Source organism: Nonomuraea sp. NPDC050478 (genome assembly GCF_044458265.1).
In the GTDB taxonomy this organism is placed as follows: Bacteria; Actinomycetota; Actinomycetes; order Streptosporangiales; family Streptosporangiaceae; genus Nonomuraea; species Nonomuraea ferruginea.
The window spans coordinates 232,418-252,583 of sequence record NZ_JBITHT010000001.1 but is presented as its reverse complement, the minus strand read 5'-3'; the positions used below and the strand labels follow the sequence as shown (position 1 = coordinate 252,583).

Genomic DNA, 20,166 nt, shown 5'->3' with positions numbered 1-20,166 from the left:
GGTAGACCTCGTAGCCGGTGACGCCGACGTTGTCGGTGGAGGCGTTCCAGGCGAGGGAGACGCTGGTGCTGGTGACGCCGGTGGAGCGCAGGTTGCCCGGCACCGACGGGGCCTGGGTGTCACCGCCTTGGCCGCCGGTCGGCAGCCACAGCGCCGGCACGTTCGGCGGCTCCCAGCCGGGCTGCGACGTGTGACTCTGACGGCACTCGTACTCGACGCCCTGATAGGTGATCCGGGTGCCTGTCGTGTACGAGGTCCACGGCGCCCACTCGGCGAGCGCGGACATGCCCGAGGAGGAGGCGGAGGCCGTCGCCGGCACGGCGACCAGCACGGTGAGCGGCATGAGTAACGCGGCAAGGATGGCCAGGACTCTGTGTTTCATGATGCTCCGACATCCGGTTGGAGGGGTGAACAGGGGGGTGGGATGGGAGTCGCGCGTCCAGGAAACTATTAGTAAAGTTTCCTTTATATTCGTTCCGAAGATAACCTCTGCCGGAGGCCGTCGTCAAGCAGCCTGCAAGCCGGACGATCGCCTCGTCCGGCACAATCGACGGCATGCCTTCGATCAGCGGCATCCGTCCCCTCCGCGCCAACGACCCCACCCAGATCGCCGGCTACGCGCTGCGGGGGCGCCTCGGCGAGGGCGGGCAAGGGGTGGTGTTCCTCGGCGAGTCGGACTCCGGGCAGCAGGTGGCGGTCAAGCTCCTGCATGCCGACTTCGGCAACGACACCGACGCCCGGCGCTACTTCCACCGCGAGCTGGCCGCGCTCCAGCGGGTCGCGCCGTTCTGCACCGCGCGGGTGCTCGCCGCCGACCCCGAGTCCGACCCGCCGTACGTGATCAGCGAGTACGTGGAAGGCCCGTCCCTCCATGAGGCCGTGCGCGACCGCGGCGTGCTGACCGGCACCGACCTGGACCGGCTGGCCGTGGCCACCGCGACGGCCCTGGGCGCCATCCACGCGGCGGGCATCGTGCACCGCGACTTCAAGCCCGGCAACGTGCTGCTGGCCGCCGACGGCCCACGGGTGATCGACTTCGGCATCGCCCGGCCGTTCGAGGGCACCGCCGCTCCGGCCAGCGGGATCGTCGGCACTCCCGCGTACATGTCGCCCGAGCAGCTGGCGGGGCATCCGGCGGGGGCGCCGCTCGACATGTTCGCCTGGGCGTGCACGATCGCGTTCGCGGCCAACGGGCGCCCGCCGTTCGGGCAGGAGCCGATGCCCGCCGTGATCAACCGGATTCTCAACGGCGAGCCCGACCTGGGCCGGCTGTCGGGACGGCTGCGCGAGTACGTGGCCGCCTGCCTGGTCAAGGACCCGGCCCGGCGGCCGACGGCCCAGCAGACGCTGCTCGGCCTGATGGACAAGCGCCAGGAAGCCTTCCCGACGGCCAGGCCGGGATCCCTCCCGCCGCCGAGCGGTCCGCCGGTGCCGCTACCCCCGCCTGGTTCCACGCCCCCGCCCGGTTCCACGCCCCCGCCCGGGTACGTGAACACCCCGTGGGGGTCCGGGCCGACCGGGTCGCCCACCACCGAGCCCGGCCGCAGGCGCGCCGGGATGGCCATCGGCGCGTCGCTCGTCGCCGCGGCCGTAACGGTGGCCACCGTGGCCGTGACGCTCGTGCTCAACCTGGACCGCCCGGCGACCCCCACCCCCACCCCGAGCCCCGGCGGGTCGGCGGCCTCCGGCAGCCCCTCACCGGTCGAGAACCAGATCGCCCGCTCGCCCCGCCTGGGCATCGAGGTGTGGCAGGGCGGCGCGGCGAGCACGATGGCGTTCACCGACGAGGACAAGGAGATCAGCACCGTCTCCATGAAGGCGGAGCCGTTCGAGCTGCGCCTGCCGAAGCTCCCGAAGGACACCGCCGCCCAGATCTGCGCCTGGACCGACGACTCGGTCTTCCGCATCGAGCGGGACACCAAGGTCGAGGGCCACACCTGCTACAGCCCCGGCACCGGCATCGCCGACTACGAGCACGGGTCGGGCACGCTCTACCTGAACGAGGAGGCCCACAACTACCTGATCGGCGACCGGCTCGCCGAGCACTCGGACACCACGGACAAGGTCCTGTTCTCGACCATCCAGAAGGGGGACGCCACGACCCCGGTGGGCGAGTGGAAGGGCGACCTCCACCTGTCGATCTTCATCGACCGTGACGGCGACAAGCGGTTCGACCTGACCGGCCCGGCCGAGTACGAGTACCTGGTCCTCGACTTCCCGGACTAGGCGCGGGAGCGTTCGCGGCGGGCGCCCGTGGCGCCGATGCCGTGACGGCCGTAGAAGTCGTCGACCGCCGCCAGCACGCCGTCGATCGTCGCGGGCGCGTACCCGCCGTCCCTGAGATGGCGGTGGTAGCCGTGGGCGGCGCGGATGGCGGCGGACATGTCGCCGAGCGGGTCGTGGCCCAGCACGCCGCGGGCGGAGGCGTCCGCGGTCCAGGTCAGGAAGGCGCGCACCCGGGTGAGGTAGCGGGACTTGCTGGATTCGGCGAGCCGGGCGCCGGCCAGGGCGGTGGCGTAGGCCGTGTACATCCCGTCGTAGGGCGGCGGGAGCCCGGCCTTGATGCGTGCGGTCACGAGCGGTCACTCCTCCAACGGTGCGAGGGCCTGCCAGCATGACATCGGCCGGTGGCGGTCCCTCGGTAGGGGCGGGGGTCACCGGCGGGAAGGACTTTGGCCCCTACAGCACCACCCGGCCCGCGTGCTGCACTGGCCACCATGGGCAGGAGTGTGCACGACGCCCCGCCCGTCCTGATCCAGGGCGGCATGGGCGTGGGAGTGTCAGGATGGCGGCTGGCGCGGGCGGTGTCCCGCGCCGGGCAGCTGGGCGTGGTGTCGGGGACGGCCCTGGACCTCACCCTGGCCCGGCGGCTGCAGCGGGGCGATCCCGGCGGAGACCTGCGCCGGGCGCTGGCCGCCTTCCCGGTGCCCGAGGTGGCCGCGCGGGTGCTGCGGCGCTACTTCGTGCCGGGCGGCATCCCCGAGGGCACGCCGTACCGGCCCGTGCCCCGGCTGGGCCTGCGGCAGAGCCGCGCGCTGGACGAGCTGACCGTGGTGGCCAACTTCGCCGAGGTGTACCTGGCCAAGGAGGGGCACGACGGACTGGTCGGCGTCAACTACCTGGAGAAGATCCAGATGGCCACGCCCGCCGCCGTCTACGGCGCGATGCTGGCCGGGGTCGACTACGTGCTGGTCGGCGCCGGCATCCCGGCGGAGATCCCGCACCTGCTGGACGAGCTGGCCGCGCACCGCCGGGGCGAGGTGGCCGTCACCGTGGCGGACGGCGACCGGCGGCCGGTCGCGGTCGAGCCGAACCGGCTGTTCGGGCGGACGCTCCCGCCGCTGCCGCGGCCCCGGCTGCTCGCGATCGTGTCCTCGCACGTGCTGGCCGCCTACCTGGCCCGTACGCCGCGCACCAGGCCCGACGGGTTCGTGCTGGAGTCGCCGGTGGCGGGCGGCCACAGCGCGCCGCCGCGCGGCCGGATGACGCTCGACGAGGCGGGCGAGCCGGTGTACGGGCCGCGCGACGAGGTGGACGTCGCCAAGGTGGCCGCGATCGGGCTGCCGTTCTGGCTCGCCGGAGGCTACGGCACCGCCGACGGCCTGGCCGGGGCGCTGGCCGCGGGCGCGAACGGCATCCAGGTGGGCTCGGCCTTCGCGCTCTGCCGGGAGTCGGGCCTGGACCCGGCGCTGCGGGACCGCCTGCTGCGGGGCGCCGCCGACGGCACGCTCCGGGTGCGCAACGACCCGCTGGCCTCGCCGACCGGCTTCCCCTTCAAGGTCGCCGACGTGCCCGGCACGCTCGCCGACCCGGTGGTCTACGCCGATCGCCCGCGCCTGTGCGATCTCGGTTACCTGCGCACCCCGTACGAGAAGGCGGACGGCGCGATCGGCTACCGGTGCGCGGCCGAGCCGGTCGACGTCTACGTGCGCAAGGGCCGCCCGGCGGAGGAGGCCGAGGAGCGGCGGTGCCTGTGCAACGGGCTGCTCGCGGCCATCGGGCTCGGCCAGCACCGTCCCGACGGCTACGCCGAGCCGCCCCTGCTCACGCTGGGCCAGGACACCGGCTTCCTGGCCGAGCTGCCGCGGGACCACTCGGCGGCCGACGTGATCGACCGGATCCTGACGGGAGCGCGGGTGGGGACGGCCTAACCTGTGGGCCATGCGCCTGACCGCTTTCACCGACATCTCGCTGCGGATCGTGATGCGCCTGGCCGTGGAGCGGGGCGACGAGCTGATGACGACGCGGGCCATCTCCGACGTGCTCGCCGTCCCGTACACGCATGCCGCCAAGGCGGTGGCGCGGCTGAGCGAGATGGGGCTGGTGGAGGCCAGGCGCGGGCGCGGCGGCGGGCTGCAGCTCACGGAGCTGGGGCGCGGCGCGTCGGTGGGGTCCGTCGTGCGCGGCCTGGAGGGCGACGGCGAGGTGGTGGGCTGCGAGGACGCGCTGATGCCGTGCCCGCTGCGCGCCGCCTGCCGGCTGCGGGCCGCGCTCCGCGAGGCGCAGGAGGCCTTCTACGCCTCGCTCGACGAGATCACGATCGCCTCGCTGGTGGCGGCGCCCGCCGGGCCGGTGCTGCTGTCGCTGACCGCCCCGCCCGAATGAGGGACCGGGGGACCGCCCACTTAATATGCATCTCAGATTCCAATTATCTGGGAGGTTCCCCCATGCTTTCCGCGGAGAGCGCGGCCGTCGTCCGCGCCACGCTGCCCGTCGTCGGCGAGGCGCTGGACACGATCACCACCAGGTTCTACGAGACGATGTTCGCCGACCGTCCCGAACTGCTCGACGGCCTGTTCAACCGGGGCAACCAGCGCAGCGGCGAACAGCGCAGGGCGCTCGCCGGGTCCATCGCCGGCTTCGCCGCCGCGCTCCTGGCGAACCCGGACGAGCGCCCCGACGCCCTGCTGGCCCGCATCGCGCACAAGCACGCCGCGGTCGGCATCACCGAGGACCAGTACGTGATCGTCCACAAGTACCTCTTCGGCGCCATCGCCGAGGTGCTCGGCGACGCCGTCACGCCCGGGGTCGCCGCCGCCTGGGACGAGGTCTACTGGCTGATGGCCGGGGCGCTGATCGCCATGGAGGCCCGCATCTACGCCGAGGCCGGCGCGCGCGACGGCCGCACCTGGCGCCCCTGGCGGGTCGCCGACCGGCGGGAGGAGACGGCCGACGTCATGTCGCTCGTGCTGGCTCCCGTGGGTGAGGAGCCCGTCCAGCCGGCCCTGCCGGGGCAGTACGTCAGCGTCCGGGTGCGCATGCCCGACGGGGTCCGGCAGCTCCGGCAGTACACGATCTCCGGCTTCGGCGAGGGCGGGCAGCGCCGCATCACCGTCAAGCGGGTGCGCGGCGAGGGCGCACCCGACGGCGAGGTGTCGAACCTGCTGCACGCCACCGCCAGGCCCGGCGACGAGCTGACCCTGTCGGCGCCGTTCGGCGACGTCGCGCTCGGCGACGGCGACCGGCCGCTGGTGCTCGCCTCCGCCGGGATCGGCTGCACCCCCATCACCGCGATGCTCCAGCACCTGGCGCTCACCGCCGACCGGCGCCGCGTCCTGCTGCTGCACGCCGACCGCTCCGCCGCGCACCACGCGCTCCGCCGCGACATGGAGGAGCTGGCGGACGCGCTGCCCGGCGCCGACCGGGTCTTCTGGTACGAGCACGGCCCCGGCGGCCGGGCCGGCCGGATCGACCTGACCGGGGTGGACGTCCCGGAGAACGCGGTCGCCTATCTGTGCGGCCCGCTCGAGTTCATGCGGGACGCGCGGGAGCGGCTGATCGGCGCCGGGGTGGCGCCGCGTGACCTCCACTACGAGGTCTTCGGCCCCGACCTGTGGCTTCCGGCCGCCTGACCAGGGACCAAGGTCCCTGCCCGGCCCGGCGCCCGGCGGTGAGACTGGGGGCATGTGCAACTACTGCGGATGCCGCGACTTCCCGCTGATCGGACGGCTCTCTGCGGAGCACGTGGAGATCGGGGAGGTCGCCCGCACGCTGCGCATGGCCGTCGACCGGGCCGCCTACGCCGAGGCGCGCGACCTGCTCGACGACCTGCTCGCCCTGCTCCTGCCGCACACCGCGGAGGAGGAGCGGGGCCTGTTCGCCGAGCTGCGCGAGGAGGGCACCCTGGCCGGGGAGGTCGACCGGCTGTGCGGGGAGCACGCGGAGATCCACGGCGTGCTCGCCGCCGTCGATCGGGCGGACCCCGACTGGGACCGGGTGCTCGGCGCGGTGAAGCGGCTGCACGAGCACATCGACAAGGAGGAGCACGGCCTGTTCCCCGCCTCCGTGATCGTCCTGCCGATCCCGGCCTGGGACCGGATCACGGCCTGACTCAGAGCGGCTTCCACATGCCGATGCGGACCGGCACGCCGGGGGAGGCGTGCACGAGGGGCTCGTCATCGGTGTCGGGCAGGCCCGCCGCGCGCCGCAGCGTCTCGTCCAGGTCCAGCAGCGCCGCGCGGTGCAGCGGCCAGGGCGGGTGCTCCACCTCGGCGGTGACGGGCCGGCCCGCGACCTGCGAGAACAGCCTGAACCTGGCCGTCAGGAAGTGCGCCGTCTCGTCCCGCTCGCGCTCCGACAGCACCAGGCCGACCTTGGACTCGGCGTGGCAGCGGGCGCCCCGCGGCCCCGGCCAGATCCTGCGGCACCGGTAACGCCATCGACCGGCGTCGACCCGTACCGACATGTCAGACCAGTGGTACGGCAGCCAGTAGCCGGCCCGGCCGCCCAGCACGGCGGGCAGCCGCCCGGCGTCGAGCGACAGGAACCAGATCCCGCCGCGCCCGTGCTCGTCACGCACGTAGGTGCGCAGGTTGGTCTCCGGGAACCGCGACACCCACGGCAGCCTGGGCAGACCCGGCGCCCGCACGTCCTCCATGAGGAACGGCGTCATCCCCACCCAGGCGCAGCCGTCGAACGTCTCGACCGTGAGATGGCCGGGCACCAGCGGCCGGACCGTCTCCGCCGGGTAGCGCCAGTGCAGGAAGGTCATGCTGGACCAGCGGTGGTACAGCACCGGACGCGCGACGCGGGGCGAGGGCGGAGCCTTCATGGTCGGTCCCTGCCGTCAGTCGAACTGGCCCCGCCCGGCGATGCCGAGCTGCTCGGCCACCTCGTTCATGTTCTCGTAGCTGCGGTCCGGCAGCGACCGCAGCGCGGACAGCACCGCGTCCGGCGCGAACTGCTCCTGGGCCCGCTCCACCAGCTCCTTCTTGTCCGCCGGGAAGGCGTGCACGCCGCTGACCCAGCGGGCCAGGTTGCTGCGGCTGTCCACCTCCTCGGCGGTCATGCCCTCCGGAGAGCCGGGCTCCTGCGCGCGGGGCGCGGAGAGCCTCTCCTCGCCCGGCGCGTCGCCCGTCGGCTCGGGCCGCTGGTGCTCCTCCGACCGGCTGTCGTGCTTCTGCTCCTCGTCCATGCGGGGGCTGTGCTTGTCGCTGCCTCGCTGCTGCTCCATGCCACCGTTCCCTCGTTCGGTACGTGTCAGTAAGGCCGGCCGGTGCCCTCGCCCGGCAGGTAGTCGCCGTCATCCGCGTCGGTGCGGCCGGAGCCGGCGTCCGGGTCCTCGGCGAGGTCGGAGTCGACCCATTCGGTGTCGCCGCTCAGGTGGCCGCCGGCCGGCACGCGCTCGGCGAGGTTCTCGCCGTCGTCCTCGACCTCGCCCTCCCTGGCCTCGTCCACCGGACCTCGCACGCGGAAGCCCGGATCGCCGCCGTGGCCCTGGTCGCCACGCGCGCCGGGCGGCATCGGGTGCGGGCTGGGACCGGCGACGACCTCCTCGTGGCCCTCGATCTCGTCGGTGCGGGCGGCCACGGCCTTCTCGTCGGAGCCTGCCGTGACGGCGTACTCGTCGTCGCGACCGGCCATGTAGCCGGCCTCCTCGGAGTAACCGCCCTTGTCCCTTTCTTTTCTGGTCATGTGGTCTCCCTATTCCGGCTCGACCCGCATGGCGGACTCCTCGGCGGAGTAACCGCCGGCGTCCGGGCCGACGTCGCGGGCCACCTCGTCCGGTTCGGTGTCGGGGTGCGCGCCCTCGTCGGCGGCCACCAGGCGGCCGGCGCGGTCCGGGTAGTCCCCCTCGTCCACCCCGCTGTCCTGCTGGAAGTCGGTGTCGAGGTCGGAACCGACGCCCAGTCCGCCTTCGTCGGTGAGCGGTTGCTCGTCGGGGTCGGGGGACGGGGCCCGCTGCACGGTCACCGGCGTGTCCGTGCCGAACGACGCCTCCTCCTCCGGCACCTCGCGCTCCAGCCGGCCCTCCAAGGGCTCGCCCCGGATCTGCTCGTCGACGGTGGTGCCGAAGTCGTCGACGGCGGTGGGATGGTCCGCCGGGAGCGGAGCCTCCTGCGGGTCCTCGGCCCACTGCTGCTCCGGCGTGCCGTCCTGAAGATCCGGGATCCCCTCGTCCTCGAACCGCGAGCGCGGATCGTGTTCAGGTATGTGCTCAGTCACAGCGTCCCCTCCAGGTTTTCAGGCCGTCCATCGCCCGCTACCCCGGACGGCCGGAACCTCACAGGAGACGCGACCTCAGCGGAAGGCGAGTCCCTCGAACGTGCCGGACGCGCGCCACCGGTCGATGTAGTCGAAGAACGCGGTCGCGCCGTGCGGGTAGCCGACGAAGAGGCGGCCGAGCATCCCGGCGTCCTGACCCTCGTTGTTGTAGTAGCCGGGAGTGCAGTCGGCCCCGCCGAGCAGCCCGCCCGTCCCCGTCAGCAGCAGCTCCACCCAGGCGTCCTCGGCCTCGGCGGTCACCTCGACCTCGCGGTGACCGTGGTCGAGTGCGTGCCGGACGATCGCCGCGATGGTCCTGCCGGATTCGGTGAGGTTGTGCGGGATGTTGGAGACGAGGTTGGCGCCCTGGGTGGGCTGCACGATGAAGACGTTGGGGAAGCCGTGCACGTGGATGCCGTGCAGCGTGCGCATGCCGTCGGCCCAGCGCTCCGACAGCCTGACCCCGCCGCGCCCGACCAGGTCGTAGCCGGCCCGCCGGGTGAACTCGGTGCCCACCTCGAACCCGGAGGCGTAGATCAGGCAGTCGAGATCGTACTCCCGGCCCGCGGCCACGACGCCCTTCGCGGTGATCCGCTCCACGCCCTTGCCGTCGGTGTCGACCAGGTGGGTGTTCGGCCGGTTGAACGCCTGCAGATACTCGTCGTGGAAGCAGGGGCGCTTGCAGAGCTGGCGGTACCACGCCTTCAGCGCGCGGGCCGTCTCCGGATCCTCGACCACGGCGTCCACGCGGTCCCTGATCTCCGCCATCTTCTCGAAGTCGGAGTCCTCGAACGCGGCCAGCATCCGCTCCAGGGTCCGCTCCTCCGGCGGCAGCTCAGCGATCCTGGTGCGGACCCTGCGCGCGATGTCGGTCCAGCCGTCCATCACCAGGTCCTCGTCGGCGAGCACGCCGGTCTGCATGGCGGTGAAGTTCTCCAGCCAGCGCCGCTGCCAGCCGGGGGTGGCGATCGAGGCGAACCACTCGGGGTCGGTCGGCCGGTTGTCGCGCACGTCCACCGACGACGGCGTGCGCTGGAACACGTGGAGCTCGCCGCAGGCCCGCGCCAGGTGGGGCACGCACTGCACGGCCGTGGCCCCGGTGCCGATGACGCCCACCCGCTTGTCGCCGAGCCGGTCCAGGGGCGCGCCGGACGGGTCGCCGCCGGTGTAGTCGTAGTCCCACCGGCTGGTGTGGAAGGAATGGCCGCGGAAGTCCTCGATGCCGGGGATGCCAGGCAGCTTAGGCACGTGCAGCGGCCCGATGCCCATGGCCAGGAAGCGCGCCGTGAACGCGTCGCCCCGGTCAGTCGTGACGATCCAGCGGGACCGGGACCCGTCCCATTCGAGGCCGGTGACCTCGGTGTGGAACAGCGCGTCGTCGTACAGGCCGAAGTGCTTGCCGATGCGCCGGCAGTGTTCGAGGATCTCCGGCGCGTGCGCGTACTTCTCCGTGGGCATGTGGCCGGTCTCTTCGAGCAGCGGCATGTACACGTACGAGGCGGTGTCGCACTGCGCGCCCGGGTAGCGGTTCCAGTACCACGTGCCGCCGAAGTCGCCGCCCTTCTCGACGATGCGCACGTCCTCGACGCCGGCCTCCTTGAGCCGGGCCCCGGTGAGCAGGCCGGCGAAGCCGCCGCCGATGAACGCGACCGTCACGTCGTCGGTCTTCGGCTCCCGCTCGGTCCTCGGCGTGTACGGGTCGTCGAGGTAGCGGGAGAACCGGCCGGTGAGCCGGACGTACTGGTCGTTGCCGTCGGGACGCAACCGCTTGTCGCGCTCTTCCCGATATTTCAGGCGAATGGCCTCTTTGTCCACGATGCGCGCTCCGAAGGACGGGATTCCAGAATGGCATTCCGAAATAATGCCGACAAGAGCCCTTCAGGACGTCCGCGGCGTCAGCGTGTCGCGCGTCCAGGAACCCAGCACCAGCAATGTCTTGGTGCCCGTCACGTCGCCCGCCCTGCGCAGCCGGTCGACGACCTGCTGCAGGTGGCCCAGGTCGCGCACCCGGACGTGGATGAGCGCGTCGGGGTCGCCGGCGATCGTGAACACCTCCTGCACCTCCGGCACGGTCGCCGCGGTGCGGACGATCTCGGCGACCGGGGTCGTGCCCGGATAGCTCAGCTCGGTGAACGCCTCGATGCCCCACCCCAGCTTCGCATAGTCGATCTGGACGGTGAAGCCGGTGATCACCCCGAGCTCCCTGAGCCGGTCGACGCGCCGCTTGACCGCCGCCACCGACAGGCCGATCCGCTCGGCCATCTCCGAGAACGTGCGGCGGCCGTCCTCCCGGAGCAGGCGCAGCAGCCGGTGGTCGATCTCGTCGACGTCTGACATGGGAAAGCCTCCTCACCGGCGCAAAGAAAGCAGCCGAATCCCCCAACAGTCTCAAACTTTTTGCGTCTTTCAACACCCTCCCCGCTTGACTCTTGCGCGTCCATGGGCCTCGTTGCTGTGCTGGGGGTTCCCCCGCACGAAGGAGGTTCGCGTGAGCGTGACTCCCGCTGAGGTGTCGATCGACGACAAGTACGCGGCCGAGAGCGGCCGGGTGCTGATCTCCGGCATCCAGGCCCTGGTCCGGCTGACCCTGGAGCAGCGCAGGCTCGACCGCGAGCGCGGCCTGGACACCCGGGTCTTCGTCTCCGGCTACCAGGGCTCCCCGCTGGGCGGCGTCGACCTGGAGATGGGGCGGGCGGCGCGCTTCCTAGAGCCCGCCGGCGTGGTGTTCAGGCCCGGACTGAACGAGGAGCTGGCCGCCACCGCCGTGGCCGGCACCCAGCTCCTCGACGCGCTGCCCGGCCGCCGCCACGAGGGGGTCACCGGCTTCTGGTACGGCAAGAACCCCGGCCTGGACCGGGCCGCCGACGCCATCCGCCACGGCAACCTGGCCGGCACCGCGCCGCTCGGCGGGGCCGTGGCCTGGATCGGCGACGACCCCGGCAGCAAGTCCTCCACCGTGCCCAGCTCGTGCGAGCCGATGTGCCAGAGCCTGTCGATGCCGCTGCTCGCGCCCGGCTCGGTCGCCGAGATCATCGAGTACGGGCTGCACGCGGTGGCGCTGTCCCGCGCCAGCGGCCTGTGGACCGGCCTGAAGATCGTCGCCGACGTCGCGGACGCCGCCGCCACCGTCGAGATCGGCGGCCACCACGGCGTCCCGGAGCCCGGGCGGCCCGGCCCGCGCAAGCCGCCGGTGCTGGTCGGCCCGGCCTCGCTGGACGCCGAGCACGACATGCTCACCCGCCGCCTCGACGTGGCCCGCGCCTACGGCCACGCGCACGGGCTGAACCGCGTCGTGTTCGACGCCCCGCACGCCAAACTGGGCATCCTCGCCTCCGGCACCGGCTTCGCCGTGGTCCGGCGCGCGCTGGCCGACCTCGGCCTCGACGAGAGCGCCATGACGGACCTCGGGATCCGGCTGATCAAGATCGGCATGCCGTTCCCGCTCGACCATGCCGCGCTGGCCGCCCAGACCGCCGGGCTGGAGCGGGTGCTCGTCGTCGAGGACAAGGTGCCGTTCCTGGAAGGGCAGCTCAAGCAGGCGCTCTACGGCGGCGAGCACACCCCGGCCGTGCACGGCCGCGACCTGCTCACCGCCCGCGGCACGCTCGGCGCCGACGAGGTGGCCGAAGCCGTCGCCCGCTGCGTCGGCCCGGACCGGCTCCCCAGGAAACCGGCCGCGCCCAGGCCCGCGCGCCGCATGCTGCCGCTGGTCGCCGCCCGCACCCCGTACTTCTGCTCGGGCTGCCCGCACAACACCTCCACCCGCACCTCCGACGACACGCTCGTCGGCGTCGGCATCGGCTGCCACGCCATGATCGCGCTGGACGGCGACGGGCGCGGCACCCAGGTCGGGCTCACCCAGATGGGCGGCGAGGGCGCCCAGTGGATCGGGCTCGCCCCGTTCACCGGCGACCGCCACTTCGTGCAGAACCTCGGCGACGGCACCTTCCACCACTCCGGCTCCCTCGCCGTCCGCGCCGCCGTCGCCGCCGGCGTGACGATGACGTACAAGCTCCTCTACAACGACGCCGTCGCCATGACGGGAGGCCAGCGCGCCGAGGGCCGCCTGGACGTGCCCGCCCTCGCCCACGAGCTGGCGCTCGAAGGCGTACGGGAGATCGTCGTCACCACCCCTGAGCCGGAGACGTACCGGGGCGTCCGGCTGCCCGGCATCGCCCGCGTCCGCCACCGCGACGAGCTCCAGCAGGCCGAGAAGGAGCTGGCCGCGGTCGACGGCGTCACCGTGCTCATCCACGACGACCGGTGCGCCGCCGAGGAGCGGCGGCTGCGCAAGCGCGGCAAGCTGCCCGTCCCGGCCGCCAAGGTCGTGGTGAACGAGCGCGTCTGCGAAGGCTGCGGCGACTGCGGCGACGTCTCCACCTGCCTGTCGGTGCAGCCGGTGCAGACCGAGTTCGGCCGCAAGACCCGCATCCACCAGCCGTCCTGCAACACCGACCTGAGCTGCCTCAAGGGCGACTGCCCGTCGTTCCTGCTGGTCGAGCCGGGCACCAGAAGCGCGCACCAGGTGCCGGACCTGCCCGTCGAACCCGGCGAACCGGACCGCAAGGTCGGCGACACCGTGCTCATCAGGATGCCCGGCATCGGCGGCACCGGCGTCGTCACCGTCTCCCAGATCCTGCAGATGGCCGCCCACCTCGACGGCCTGCACGCCGCCGGGCTGGAGCAGACCGGGCTCGCGCAGAAGGGCGGCCCGGTCGTCAGCGACGTCCGCATCTCCGCCCGGCCGCTCACCGGCTCGGTGCGGGCCACCCGCGGCGCCGCCGACGTGCTCATCGGCTTCGACCTGCTCGGCGCCGCCGCCGACGGCAACCTCTCCGTCGCCGCCCCGGACCGGACCATCGCCGTCGTCGACACCTCGGTCGTGCCCACCGCCGCCATGGTGACCGGCCGCGCCGCCGTGCCCGGCTCGCCCGCCGACGCGCTGGCCCGCATCGAGTCCGCCACCCGCTCGGGCCTCTACGTGGACGCGCACGGGCTCGCCGAGGCGCTCTTCGACGACCACATGCCGGCCAACATGCTCCTGGTCGGCGCCGCCTACCAGCACGGCTGCCTGCCCGTCTCCGCCACCGCTCTCGAGCGCGCCATCGCGCTCAACGGTGCCGCCGTGGACAAGAACGTGGCCGCCTTCCGCTGGGGCCGCGCCCTGGCTCACGACCGCGACGCCGTGCTCAAGGCCGCCGGGCTCGTCGTCCCGGAGCCCACCGGCCTGGAGGAGGCGCTCGCCATCCGCGTCGCCGACCTCACCGGCTACCAGAACGCCACGTACGCTCGCACGTACGCGGAGGACGTGCGGCGCGTCACCGCGCTCGCCGTCGAACGGGCCGGCCAGGAGGCCGGCACCCGCGTCGCGCTCGCCTACGCCAGGAGCCTGCACCACCTCATGGCCTACAAGGACGAGTACGAGGTCGCCCGCCTGCACCTCGACCCTGCCGAGCGGGCACGGCGGGACCGCGAGTTCGGGCCCGACGCCAAGGTGTCCGTGCTGCTGCACCCGCCCGTGTTCCGCGCGCTCGGCATGAAGCGCAAGATCAAGCTGCGCCGCTCGGCCGGGGTGCTCTTCCGCGGCCTGCGCGCCGCCCGCGTGCTGCGCGGCACCGTGCTCGATGTGTTCGGCCGCGCCGAGGTACGCCGGGTCGAGCGCGGGCTCGTGGGGGAATACCGTGATCTCATGAACGACGCCCTCGCCCGCCTCACCCCCTCGACCGCCGACGCGGTGGCCGAGCTGGCGGCGCTGCCTGAGGGCATCCGCGGATACGAGGACATCAAGCTGGCCCGCGTCGCCGAATACCGCGAGCGCGCCGCCGCGGCCCTCGCGGCCCTCACTCAGGACGACCGGCTCCGGACCACCGCTCGGGAGAGATCATGACCGTCGACCGCCTGCTCCCCAGCCAGGACGCCCGGGACCTCATCGAGCTGACCCGCGAGATCGCCGACAAGGAGCTCGCCCGCCGGGCCGACCGGCACGAACGCGAAGAGACCTACCCTTCGGGTCTGTTCCCGCTGCTGGGCGAGGCGGGGCTGCTCGGGCTCGCGTACCCGGAGGAGTACGGCGGCGGCGGCCAGCCGTACGAGGTGTACCTCCAGGTGATCGAGGAACTGGCGGCCCGCTGGGCGTCGGTCGCCGTCGCCGTGAGCGTCCACACCCTCGCCTGCTTCCCGGTCTTCACCTACGGCACTGACGAGCAGAAGTCGCGCTGGCTGCCCGACATGCTGGCCGGCCGGCTCATCGGCGGCTACAGCCTCTCCGAACCCCAGGCCGGCTCCGACGCCGCCGCCCTCACCTGCCAGGCCGTCAAGACCGACGACGGCTACCGGATCACCGGCAACAAGGCGTGGATCACCCACGGCGGCATCGCCGACTTCTACGCCCTGTTCGCCCGCACCGGCTCTGGGAGCCGCGGCATCTCCTGCTTCCTGGCTCCGGGCACAGCCGACGGGCTGACCTTCGGGCGTCCGGAGGAGAAGATGGGCCTGCACGCCGTCCCCACCACCACCGCCCACTACGACGGCGTCCTGCTGGACTCCTCCCGGCTCCTGGGCGCGGAGGGCGAGGGTCTGCAGATCGCGTTCAGCGCCCTCGACTCCGGCCGCCTCGGCATCGCCGCCTGCGCCGTCGGCCTGGCCCAGGCGGCTCTGGACGAGGCGGTGACGTACGCCAAGGAGCGGCAGACGTTCGGCAAGCGCATCATCGACCACCAAGGGCTGGGGTTCCTGCTGGCGGACATGGCGGCGGCGGTGGACTCGGCTCGGGCCACCTACCTGGACGCGGCGCGACGCCGGGACGCGGGGCTGGCGTACTCGCGGCAGGCTTCGGTGGCGAAGCTGGTGGCCACGGACGCGGCGATGAAGGTGACCACGGACGCGGTGCAGGTGTTCGGGGGGTACGGGTACACACGGGAGTTCCGGGTGGAGCGGTACATGCGCGAGGCGAAGATCATGCAAATCTTCGAGGGGACCAACCAGATCCAGCGGTTGGTGATCAGCCGGCACTTGGCCAAGTAGTGCCCGACACGGGGAAACCCTGCCTGCTGGGTGTCGGAGCCACATTTCGCTAGTGACATAGTGCAGACATGCATCTTCGGGCGATGTCGACGCCCCGAGCAGACTCGGCAGGAGAAAGCAGCGATGGTTTCTGTCAGCAGGGAGAGGTCGGAACAGACGGAAGAGCGTCTGCAGCGGGTGATCGCCCAGGCCGATGTCCTCGTGCATGATGGTGTCTGGTGTTTTGAGGAGTTCCCCATCGACCAGCCGCCGGTGCTCACCGGCGACGAACTGGCCGTGGTCCGTGACGACCAGAGCTGGAGCCGCCTGGTCCCCTACAGCCAGGAACACGAACACGTCGAACGTTTTGGGATCTTCTCCTTTCACTTTCCCTCTGAGCTCGACAACAGCGGCTTCGTCGGTTGGCTGGCCAGTCACCTGAAGGTGAGGCTGGGGACGGGGGTGTTCGTCATCTGCGGGAGCAACCGTGCCCGTGGTGGCATCTATGACTATTGGGGGTGCCCGATCGACCTGCTGGACGAGGCCGTCGCAGTCGTCAAGGCACTACGCGCGGCCTTCCCCGACATGGACAGTTGATGGATGAGGGCTAGCCCCGTTCTGTACGTGGGCGATCTTCATCGGAGGTCTCCTGGATCGATATCCAGAAGGTTCGGGAGACGGAGTTGGAGATCGGTGGGTCGTGGGATGGTCGGGGGTGACTGGCCGATGCCCGTGCTGCGTTCCAGCCGGGCCAGATCATCCCGGGCGTGATCGAGAAACGGGGCCAGCCGCGTCACCAGGCGGGGTTCAGCCGGATCTCGATGTCGTCGCACATCGTCTCCGGCGCTGCGTCGGCGGTTACGCGGACCCGTATCGGACGGCCGGTGTCGGTCTCGACGAACGACAGAGGCGGGCGGCCTTCCTGTAGGTACGTGTCGCCCCATTGCATCAGCGACAGAAACACCGGCAGCAGGTCCCGGCCCGCCTCGGTCAGCCGGTACTCGTCGCGGGCCCGGCTCCCCGGCTCCCGATAGAGAACGGGCGCGACAATACCCGCGGCTTTCAGCTGTTTGAGTGCCCGAGACACCGCAGGGGCCGAGGTCCCGATCCGCGCCACGAAGTCGTCAAACCTGGTCGTGCCGTAGAAGCATTCGCGGACCACCAGGAATACCGTCTTGGTGCTGAGCAGGTCCAGCACCCGCCCCGCCGAGCATCCATCGCCGATCGACCACGCATCTCGGTCGCGCAGCCGTTCCTCGAACTTCATCGCCATCTCACCATTGTAACTAACGTTTGCGTTATCCAGCATGGCGTGCTTACATCTCACTAACGACATCGTTACCCAGAGGAGAACGCAGTGGTTGCAGTAGCGGGCAGAGTGGTTGTGGTGACCGGGGGCCGACGTGGGCTCGGCGCGGCGCTGGTCGATGAGGTGCTGGCGCGCGGGGCGCGAAAGGTGTACTCGACTGCGCGCTCGGCGTACATCGACGACCGTCCAGAGGTGGTTACCGCCGAGTTGGAGGTCCGCTCGGAGGCGTCGGTCGCCGCCCTCGCGAAGGTCGCCGCCGACGTCGAGATCGTGTTCAACAACGCTGGCATCCTGTTGCCGGCTCCGCTGCTGACGGGTGACTTCGAGCGCGCCACCGTGACGTTCGACGTCAACGTCTTCGGACCCCTGCGGATGGCACGGGCGTTCGCGCCGATCCTGGCCGCGAACGGTGGGGGCGCACTGGTGAACATGCACTCCGTGCTGTCCTGGCTGGCCGGCGCCGGCGCCTACGGGGCGTCCAAGGCGGCGGCGTGGTCCATCACGAACTCGCTCCGACTCGAACTAGCGCGCCAGAACACCCAGGTCGTCGGCGTTCACGCAGGGTTCATCGACACCGAAATGGTCTCCGCCATCGACCTGCCGAAGGCGACGCCGGCCGAGGTGGCCGCGCGGATCGTCGACGGCCTGGAGGCCCAGGCCACGGAGGTGCTCGCCGACGACGTCACCATCGCCACCAAGGCGGCGCTGTCCGGCCCCGTGGAGCGCCTGGCCTTCTCGGTCGCCGGTTGACATCGCGTCCCAACACTTAAGGAGTACTGACCCGCAATGCCACTGTGGACTGTTCATCACACGCCCGGAATCTTCACCGACAAGGAGAAGCACCAACTTGCCTCCCAGATCGCCGACCACTACGAACAGGTGGGGCTGCCCCGGTTCTACGTGATCACGCTGTTCCACGAGACACGGCCCGAGGATTTCTACGTCGGTGGGGAGCCTGCCCCGGTCGGGGTCCGCATTGTGATCGACCACATCGCCCGCCGCAACGCCGATCGAGAGAGCCGGCGCCGGACCGCCCAGTGGGTCAAGGGCATGCTGCAGCCCCACCTCGAACGGAACGCAGGGCTGCACTGGGAGTTCCACATCGACGAGACCAGCGACGACCTCTGGATGATCAACGGGATCGCGCCGCCCCCGGCAGGCTCCGACGCCGAGAAGCTCTGGGCTGAGAGCAACTCGGCGTCCCCCTACTGACCGCACCGCCGGTACCGTCCCCGGAAGAGACGAGCCGCACCTGCCATGAGGTCGCTGGTGTGCGCCCTCATCCAGATGTCCCGTCTCGTTCGATCTTGCCTCCGGGCGGCGTCCTGACATGCGGAGATGCAAGGTCGGGTGAGACGCCGAAGTTCCGTCGTCTCACTTGATGTTGCCTGGCGCGCTCCGCCGCGGGACCCGGTCGAGCGCGCTGCGCTGGGTGCGGGCTTCGACGACGGTGATGCGGAAACCCCGCTTCTCTGTGTCGGCGGGCGGGGTTTGTCGGCTTGGCAAGCGTGTCCCCGGGGAAAGGGACGCACGCCACCGGCGGCGAACAGGCGCAGCCATGCCCTTGTATCTCGTGGCGCTCTCGGAGTGCCCGATTGCGCCAGTATAGTATCCCCTATACTTGGACTGTGCAGGACGAGTGGGGATCTACGTCACCGATGAAGTCGATGCCTGGATCAGTGGCCTTGATCCAGAGGCGCATCGGCTGGTCATCGATGCGCTCGATCGGCTCGCGGAGAATGGTCCAGCGCTGGGTAGGCCACTCGTGGGCAAGATGAACGGCTCGCGCATCGCCAACCTCAAGGAACTATGCCCCCGGTCCACCGGGCGTAGCGCGCTTCGACTGCTGTTCGTCTTCGATCCGAGGCGGGACGCCATCGTTCTCGTTGCCGCAGACAAGATCAAGGCAAGCCCTCGCGATCCCAACCGCTGGTACGAGGAGGCCATACCGCACGCAGAGCGGCTGTACGAGATTTACCTGAAAGAACGCGCAGAAGAGGAGGGGCGGAACCCATGACGACGTTCAAGAAGTGGAACCGCGCCAAGCACGTGGAGCAGGCAGGAGGGGAAGCGGCACTTGTCGAGACCCGGCGCATGGTCGACGATTTCATCGATGCTTGGCAGCTTGCCCAGCGCCGTAAGAACGCCGCTCTGACGCAGAGCGAGGTTGCCGCCCTGATGGGTGTGACGAAGGCACGCGTCTCGCAGATCGAGCGTGGCGAAGTTTCTTCAGTGGATGTGGTGGCCCGTTACGTGGAGGCCATCGGCGGACGGCTTGAGCTCACAGCCAGCTTTCCGAGCGGTACTTACCGGCTACGGGCAGGCAAGATGAGCAAGGCGCGTAGGCGACACTTCAAGTTCATTCACTCGCATGGCAAGGCACGGCCTTCGCATCTCGCTGCAGGGACGCCGGGTTCCACGGGCCCGGGATGAGTCGTCGCATTTTGCGAGCCCGCGTGCGGCGCCCCTCTTTGTTGGTGCCTCTCCTGCTCGTTCGGCCAATCCCCGCAACCGCTGGTCATCGTAAGGATCAGGCTGTATCCGCAGGTGACTGATCGTGGGTCGGAGAACATGCAGATCTTCGAGGGGACGAACCGAATCCAGCGACTGGCGCCCAGCCGGCATCTGGCAAGGTAGTCCCTGATGTACGGAAGCCTCGCCTGCCAGGCGTGAAAAGCTGCTGGCTCGGGGTGCACGATCACTTCAGCGCTCAAGAGCCTTCATCAGCGGAGCCGACGCGACCGTCGCTGTCTACGCGAGATCCTCCGTTCGTCGGCCTTGAGACCGCGGAGTGTCCAGAGTCCGTACAGAGCCAGCAGCGGCTTGACGACCGTCCACTCGCCGGGGCGGTAGTCGTCCGCGCGTACAAGCCTCTCGGCGAGATCGGGGCGCTGCCGCCGCAGGTATGCGCGGGCCTTGAGGGCGTGAGCCGGCTGGGAGACGATCTTGATACGGTCGACGTCCTCAAGCAGGGGGATCACGTTCGTGATGTTCTCCCATGTCGTCGCGCTCTGGTCTTCGAGGAGCACCGCGCCGTCGAATCCGAGCACCGACTTCGCGTAATCGGCCATCAACCGCGCCTCCGCGACGCCACCGCTGGTCGCACCGCCGCTGAAGATGACGCGAGTGTCGCGCGCACTGTCGGTGGCGATGGAGCGAATGCCAGCACGGACTCGCCAGCGGTTGAGGAAGTTCGCCGTGGGCTGGGGGTTCCGGTAACCCAACACGACCACGGCCTCGGCGGGGCCTGCACCGTTCTCCACGAGAGTGCGGGACCAGCGCCAGTTCAACCACTCGCCCCAGACCAGGACTCCAGCCCCGGCTATCAGCATTCCTGTCCTTCGCCGCATGCCGGCGACTCTAGAACGCCT

22 protein-coding genes are annotated in these 20,166 nt (G+C 71.1%); 12 read left to right on the top strand and 10 right to left on the bottom strand.

The features are described from left to right. Nucleotides 1-382 (bottom strand): carbohydrate-binding protein (locus tag ACIBF7_RS01245; protein ID WP_397196082.1); only part of this gene is annotated, 382 nt, incomplete at its 3' end. 173 nt (nucleotides 383-555) lie between these two features. On the opposite strand from ACIBF7_RS01245, the gene ACIBF7_RS01240 reads away from it, so the two are divergent. Then, nucleotides 556-2,226 (top strand): serine/threonine protein kinase, encoded by a 1,671-nt coding sequence (locus ACIBF7_RS01240; RefSeq protein ID WP_397196081.1) that lies wholly within the window; start codon nucleotides 556-558, stop codon nucleotides 2,224-2,226. On the opposite strand, the gene ACIBF7_RS01235 is transcribed toward ACIBF7_RS01240, so the two are convergent. Next, complete coding sequence (locus tag ACIBF7_RS01235; RefSeq protein WP_148035382.1) at nucleotides 2,223-2,576, bottom strand: hypothetical protein; 354 nt, start codon at nucleotides 2,574-2,576, stop codon at nucleotides 2,223-2,225. The two genes, ACIBF7_RS01240 and ACIBF7_RS01235, sit on opposite strands and share 4 nt — an antisense overlap. Nucleotides 2,577-2,717: 141 nt before the next feature. Here ACIBF7_RS01235 and ACIBF7_RS01230 point away from each other — a divergent pair, with 141 nt between their 5' ends. The 4 genes from ACIBF7_RS01230 (at nucleotide 2,718) to ACIBF7_RS01215 (ending at nucleotide 6,330) form a co-directional block, all read left to right on the top strand. After that, nucleotides 2,718-4,151, top strand: a complete 1,434-nt coding sequence (locus ACIBF7_RS01230) for a nitronate monooxygenase (RefSeq protein ID WP_364229466.1) — start codon at nucleotides 2,718-2,720, stop codon at nucleotides 4,149-4,151. Between the two features lie 10 nt (nucleotides 4,152-4,161). Further along, nucleotides 4,162-4,605 (top strand): Rrf2 family transcriptional regulator, encoded by a 444-nt coding sequence (locus ACIBF7_RS01225; RefSeq protein ID WP_219542942.1) that lies wholly within the window; start codon nucleotides 4,162-4,164, stop codon nucleotides 4,603-4,605. Nucleotides 4,606-4,667: 62 nt separating this feature from the next. Beyond that, nucleotides 4,668-5,852, top strand: a complete 1,185-nt coding sequence (locus ACIBF7_RS01220; protein WP_397196080.1) for a globin domain-containing protein — start codon at nucleotides 4,668-4,670, stop codon at nucleotides 5,850-5,852. Between the two features lie 52 nt (nucleotides 5,853-5,904). Continuing rightward, entirely contained in the window at nucleotides 5,905-6,330 is a 426-nt protein-coding gene (locus ACIBF7_RS01215; RefSeq protein WP_219542944.1) for a hemerythrin domain-containing protein, read from the top strand. A 1-nt stretch (nucleotide 6,331) separates the two neighbouring features. Here ACIBF7_RS01215 and ACIBF7_RS01210 read toward each other — a convergent pair whose 3' ends face one another. The 6 genes from ACIBF7_RS01210 to ACIBF7_RS01185 form a co-directional block, all read right to left on the bottom strand. Further along, nucleotides 6,332-7,051 carry a YqjF family protein gene (locus ACIBF7_RS01210; protein ID WP_397196079.1) on the bottom strand — a complete coding sequence of 240 codons (720 nt, stop codon included), beginning with the start codon at nucleotides 7,049-7,051 and terminating at the stop codon, nucleotides 6,332-6,334. Between the two features lie 15 nt (nucleotides 7,052-7,066). Continuing rightward, nucleotides 7,067-7,453 carry a DUF2795 domain-containing protein gene (locus ACIBF7_RS01205; RefSeq protein ID WP_219542946.1) on the bottom strand — a complete coding sequence of 129 codons (387 nt, stop codon included), beginning with the start codon at nucleotides 7,451-7,453 and terminating at the stop codon, nucleotides 7,067-7,069. A gap of 26 nt (nucleotides 7,454-7,479) precedes the next feature. Further along, on the bottom strand, nucleotides 7,480-7,914 hold the full coding sequence (locus ACIBF7_RS01200; protein ID WP_271277359.1) for a hypothetical protein: 435 nt from the start codon (nucleotides 7,912-7,914) through the stop codon (nucleotides 7,480-7,482). Nucleotides 7,915-7,923: 9 nt separating this feature from the next. Next, on the bottom strand, nucleotides 7,924-8,445 hold the full coding sequence (locus ACIBF7_RS01195) for a DUF5709 domain-containing protein (RefSeq protein ID WP_364229471.1): 522 nt from the start codon (nucleotides 8,443-8,445) through the stop codon (nucleotides 7,924-7,926). 75 nt (nucleotides 8,446-8,520) lie between these two features. Next, a complete protein-coding gene (locus ACIBF7_RS01190; protein ID WP_397196078.1) occupies nucleotides 8,521-10,299 on the bottom strand; it encodes a flavin-containing monooxygenase in 1,779 nt (592 codons plus the stop codon). A 63-nt stretch (nucleotides 10,300-10,362) separates the two neighbouring features. Next, nucleotides 10,363-10,821 (bottom strand): Lrp/AsnC family transcriptional regulator, encoded by a 459-nt coding sequence (locus ACIBF7_RS01185; RefSeq protein ID WP_148035372.1) that lies wholly within the window; start codon nucleotides 10,819-10,821, stop codon nucleotides 10,363-10,365. 151 nt (nucleotides 10,822-10,972) lie between these two features. Here ACIBF7_RS01185 and ACIBF7_RS01180 point away from each other — a divergent pair, with 151 nt between their 5' ends. The 3 genes from ACIBF7_RS01180 (at nucleotide 10,973) to ACIBF7_RS01170 (ending at nucleotide 16,083) form a co-directional block, all read left to right on the top strand. Beyond that, nucleotides 10,973-14,371, top strand: coding sequence for an indolepyruvate ferredoxin oxidoreductase family protein (locus ACIBF7_RS01180; protein ID WP_397196077.1), 3,399 nt, complete (start codon nucleotides 10,973-10,975; stop codon nucleotides 14,369-14,371). Then, complete coding sequence (locus ACIBF7_RS01175) at nucleotides 14,368-15,507, top strand: acyl-CoA dehydrogenase family protein (protein ID WP_397196076.1); 1,140 nt, start codon at nucleotides 14,368-14,370, stop codon at nucleotides 15,505-15,507. The genes ACIBF7_RS01180 and ACIBF7_RS01175 overlap by 4 nt, the downstream gene beginning before the upstream one ends. Nucleotides 15,508-15,630: 123 nt before the next feature. Further along, on the top strand, nucleotides 15,631-16,083 hold the full coding sequence (locus ACIBF7_RS01170) for a DUF6196 family protein (protein ID WP_397196075.1): 453 nt from the start codon (nucleotides 15,631-15,633) through the stop codon (nucleotides 16,081-16,083). A gap of 196 nt (nucleotides 16,084-16,279) precedes the next feature. Here ACIBF7_RS01170 and ACIBF7_RS01165 read toward each other — a convergent pair whose 3' ends face one another. Next, nucleotides 16,280-16,759: a helix-turn-helix domain-containing protein gene (locus tag ACIBF7_RS01165; RefSeq protein ID WP_364229480.1), complete on the bottom strand. Its 480-nt coding sequence runs from the start codon at nucleotides 16,757-16,759 to the stop codon at nucleotides 16,280-16,282. 84 nt (nucleotides 16,760-16,843) lie between these two features. Between ACIBF7_RS01165 and ACIBF7_RS01160 the strand changes: the two genes are divergently transcribed. The 4 genes from ACIBF7_RS01160 to ACIBF7_RS01145 all read left to right on the top strand — a co-directional run bounded on the left by ACIBF7_RS01160 (nucleotide 16,844) and on the right by ACIBF7_RS01145 (nucleotide 19,228). Continuing rightward, nucleotides 16,844-17,545 carry an SDR family oxidoreductase gene (locus tag ACIBF7_RS01160; RefSeq protein WP_364229482.1) on the top strand — a complete coding sequence of 234 codons (702 nt, stop codon included), beginning with the start codon at nucleotides 16,844-16,846 and terminating at the stop codon, nucleotides 17,543-17,545. Nucleotides 17,546-17,581: 36 nt separating this feature from the next. Next, nucleotides 17,582-18,007, top strand: a complete 426-nt coding sequence (locus ACIBF7_RS01155) for a tautomerase family protein (protein WP_364229484.1) — start codon at nucleotides 17,582-17,584, stop codon at nucleotides 18,005-18,007. A gap of 427 nt (nucleotides 18,008-18,434) precedes the next feature. Beyond that, on the top strand, nucleotides 18,435-18,812 hold the full coding sequence (locus ACIBF7_RS01150) for a type II toxin-antitoxin system RelE/ParE family toxin (RefSeq protein ID WP_364229486.1): 378 nt from the start codon (nucleotides 18,435-18,437) through the stop codon (nucleotides 18,810-18,812). Continuing rightward, nucleotides 18,809-19,228 carry a helix-turn-helix domain-containing protein gene (locus ACIBF7_RS01145; RefSeq protein ID WP_271280287.1) on the top strand — a complete coding sequence of 140 codons (420 nt, stop codon included), beginning with the start codon at nucleotides 18,809-18,811 and terminating at the stop codon, nucleotides 19,226-19,228. The genes ACIBF7_RS01150 and ACIBF7_RS01145 overlap by 4 nt, the downstream gene beginning before the upstream one ends. 290 nt (nucleotides 19,229-19,518) lie before the next feature. Here the strand turns inward: ACIBF7_RS01145 and ACIBF7_RS01140 are convergent, their stop codons facing one another. Next, entirely contained in the window at nucleotides 19,519-20,145 is a 627-nt protein-coding gene (locus ACIBF7_RS01140) for a YdcF family protein (RefSeq protein ID WP_364229488.1), read from the bottom strand. Nucleotides 20,146-20,166: the final 21 nt, after the last annotated feature.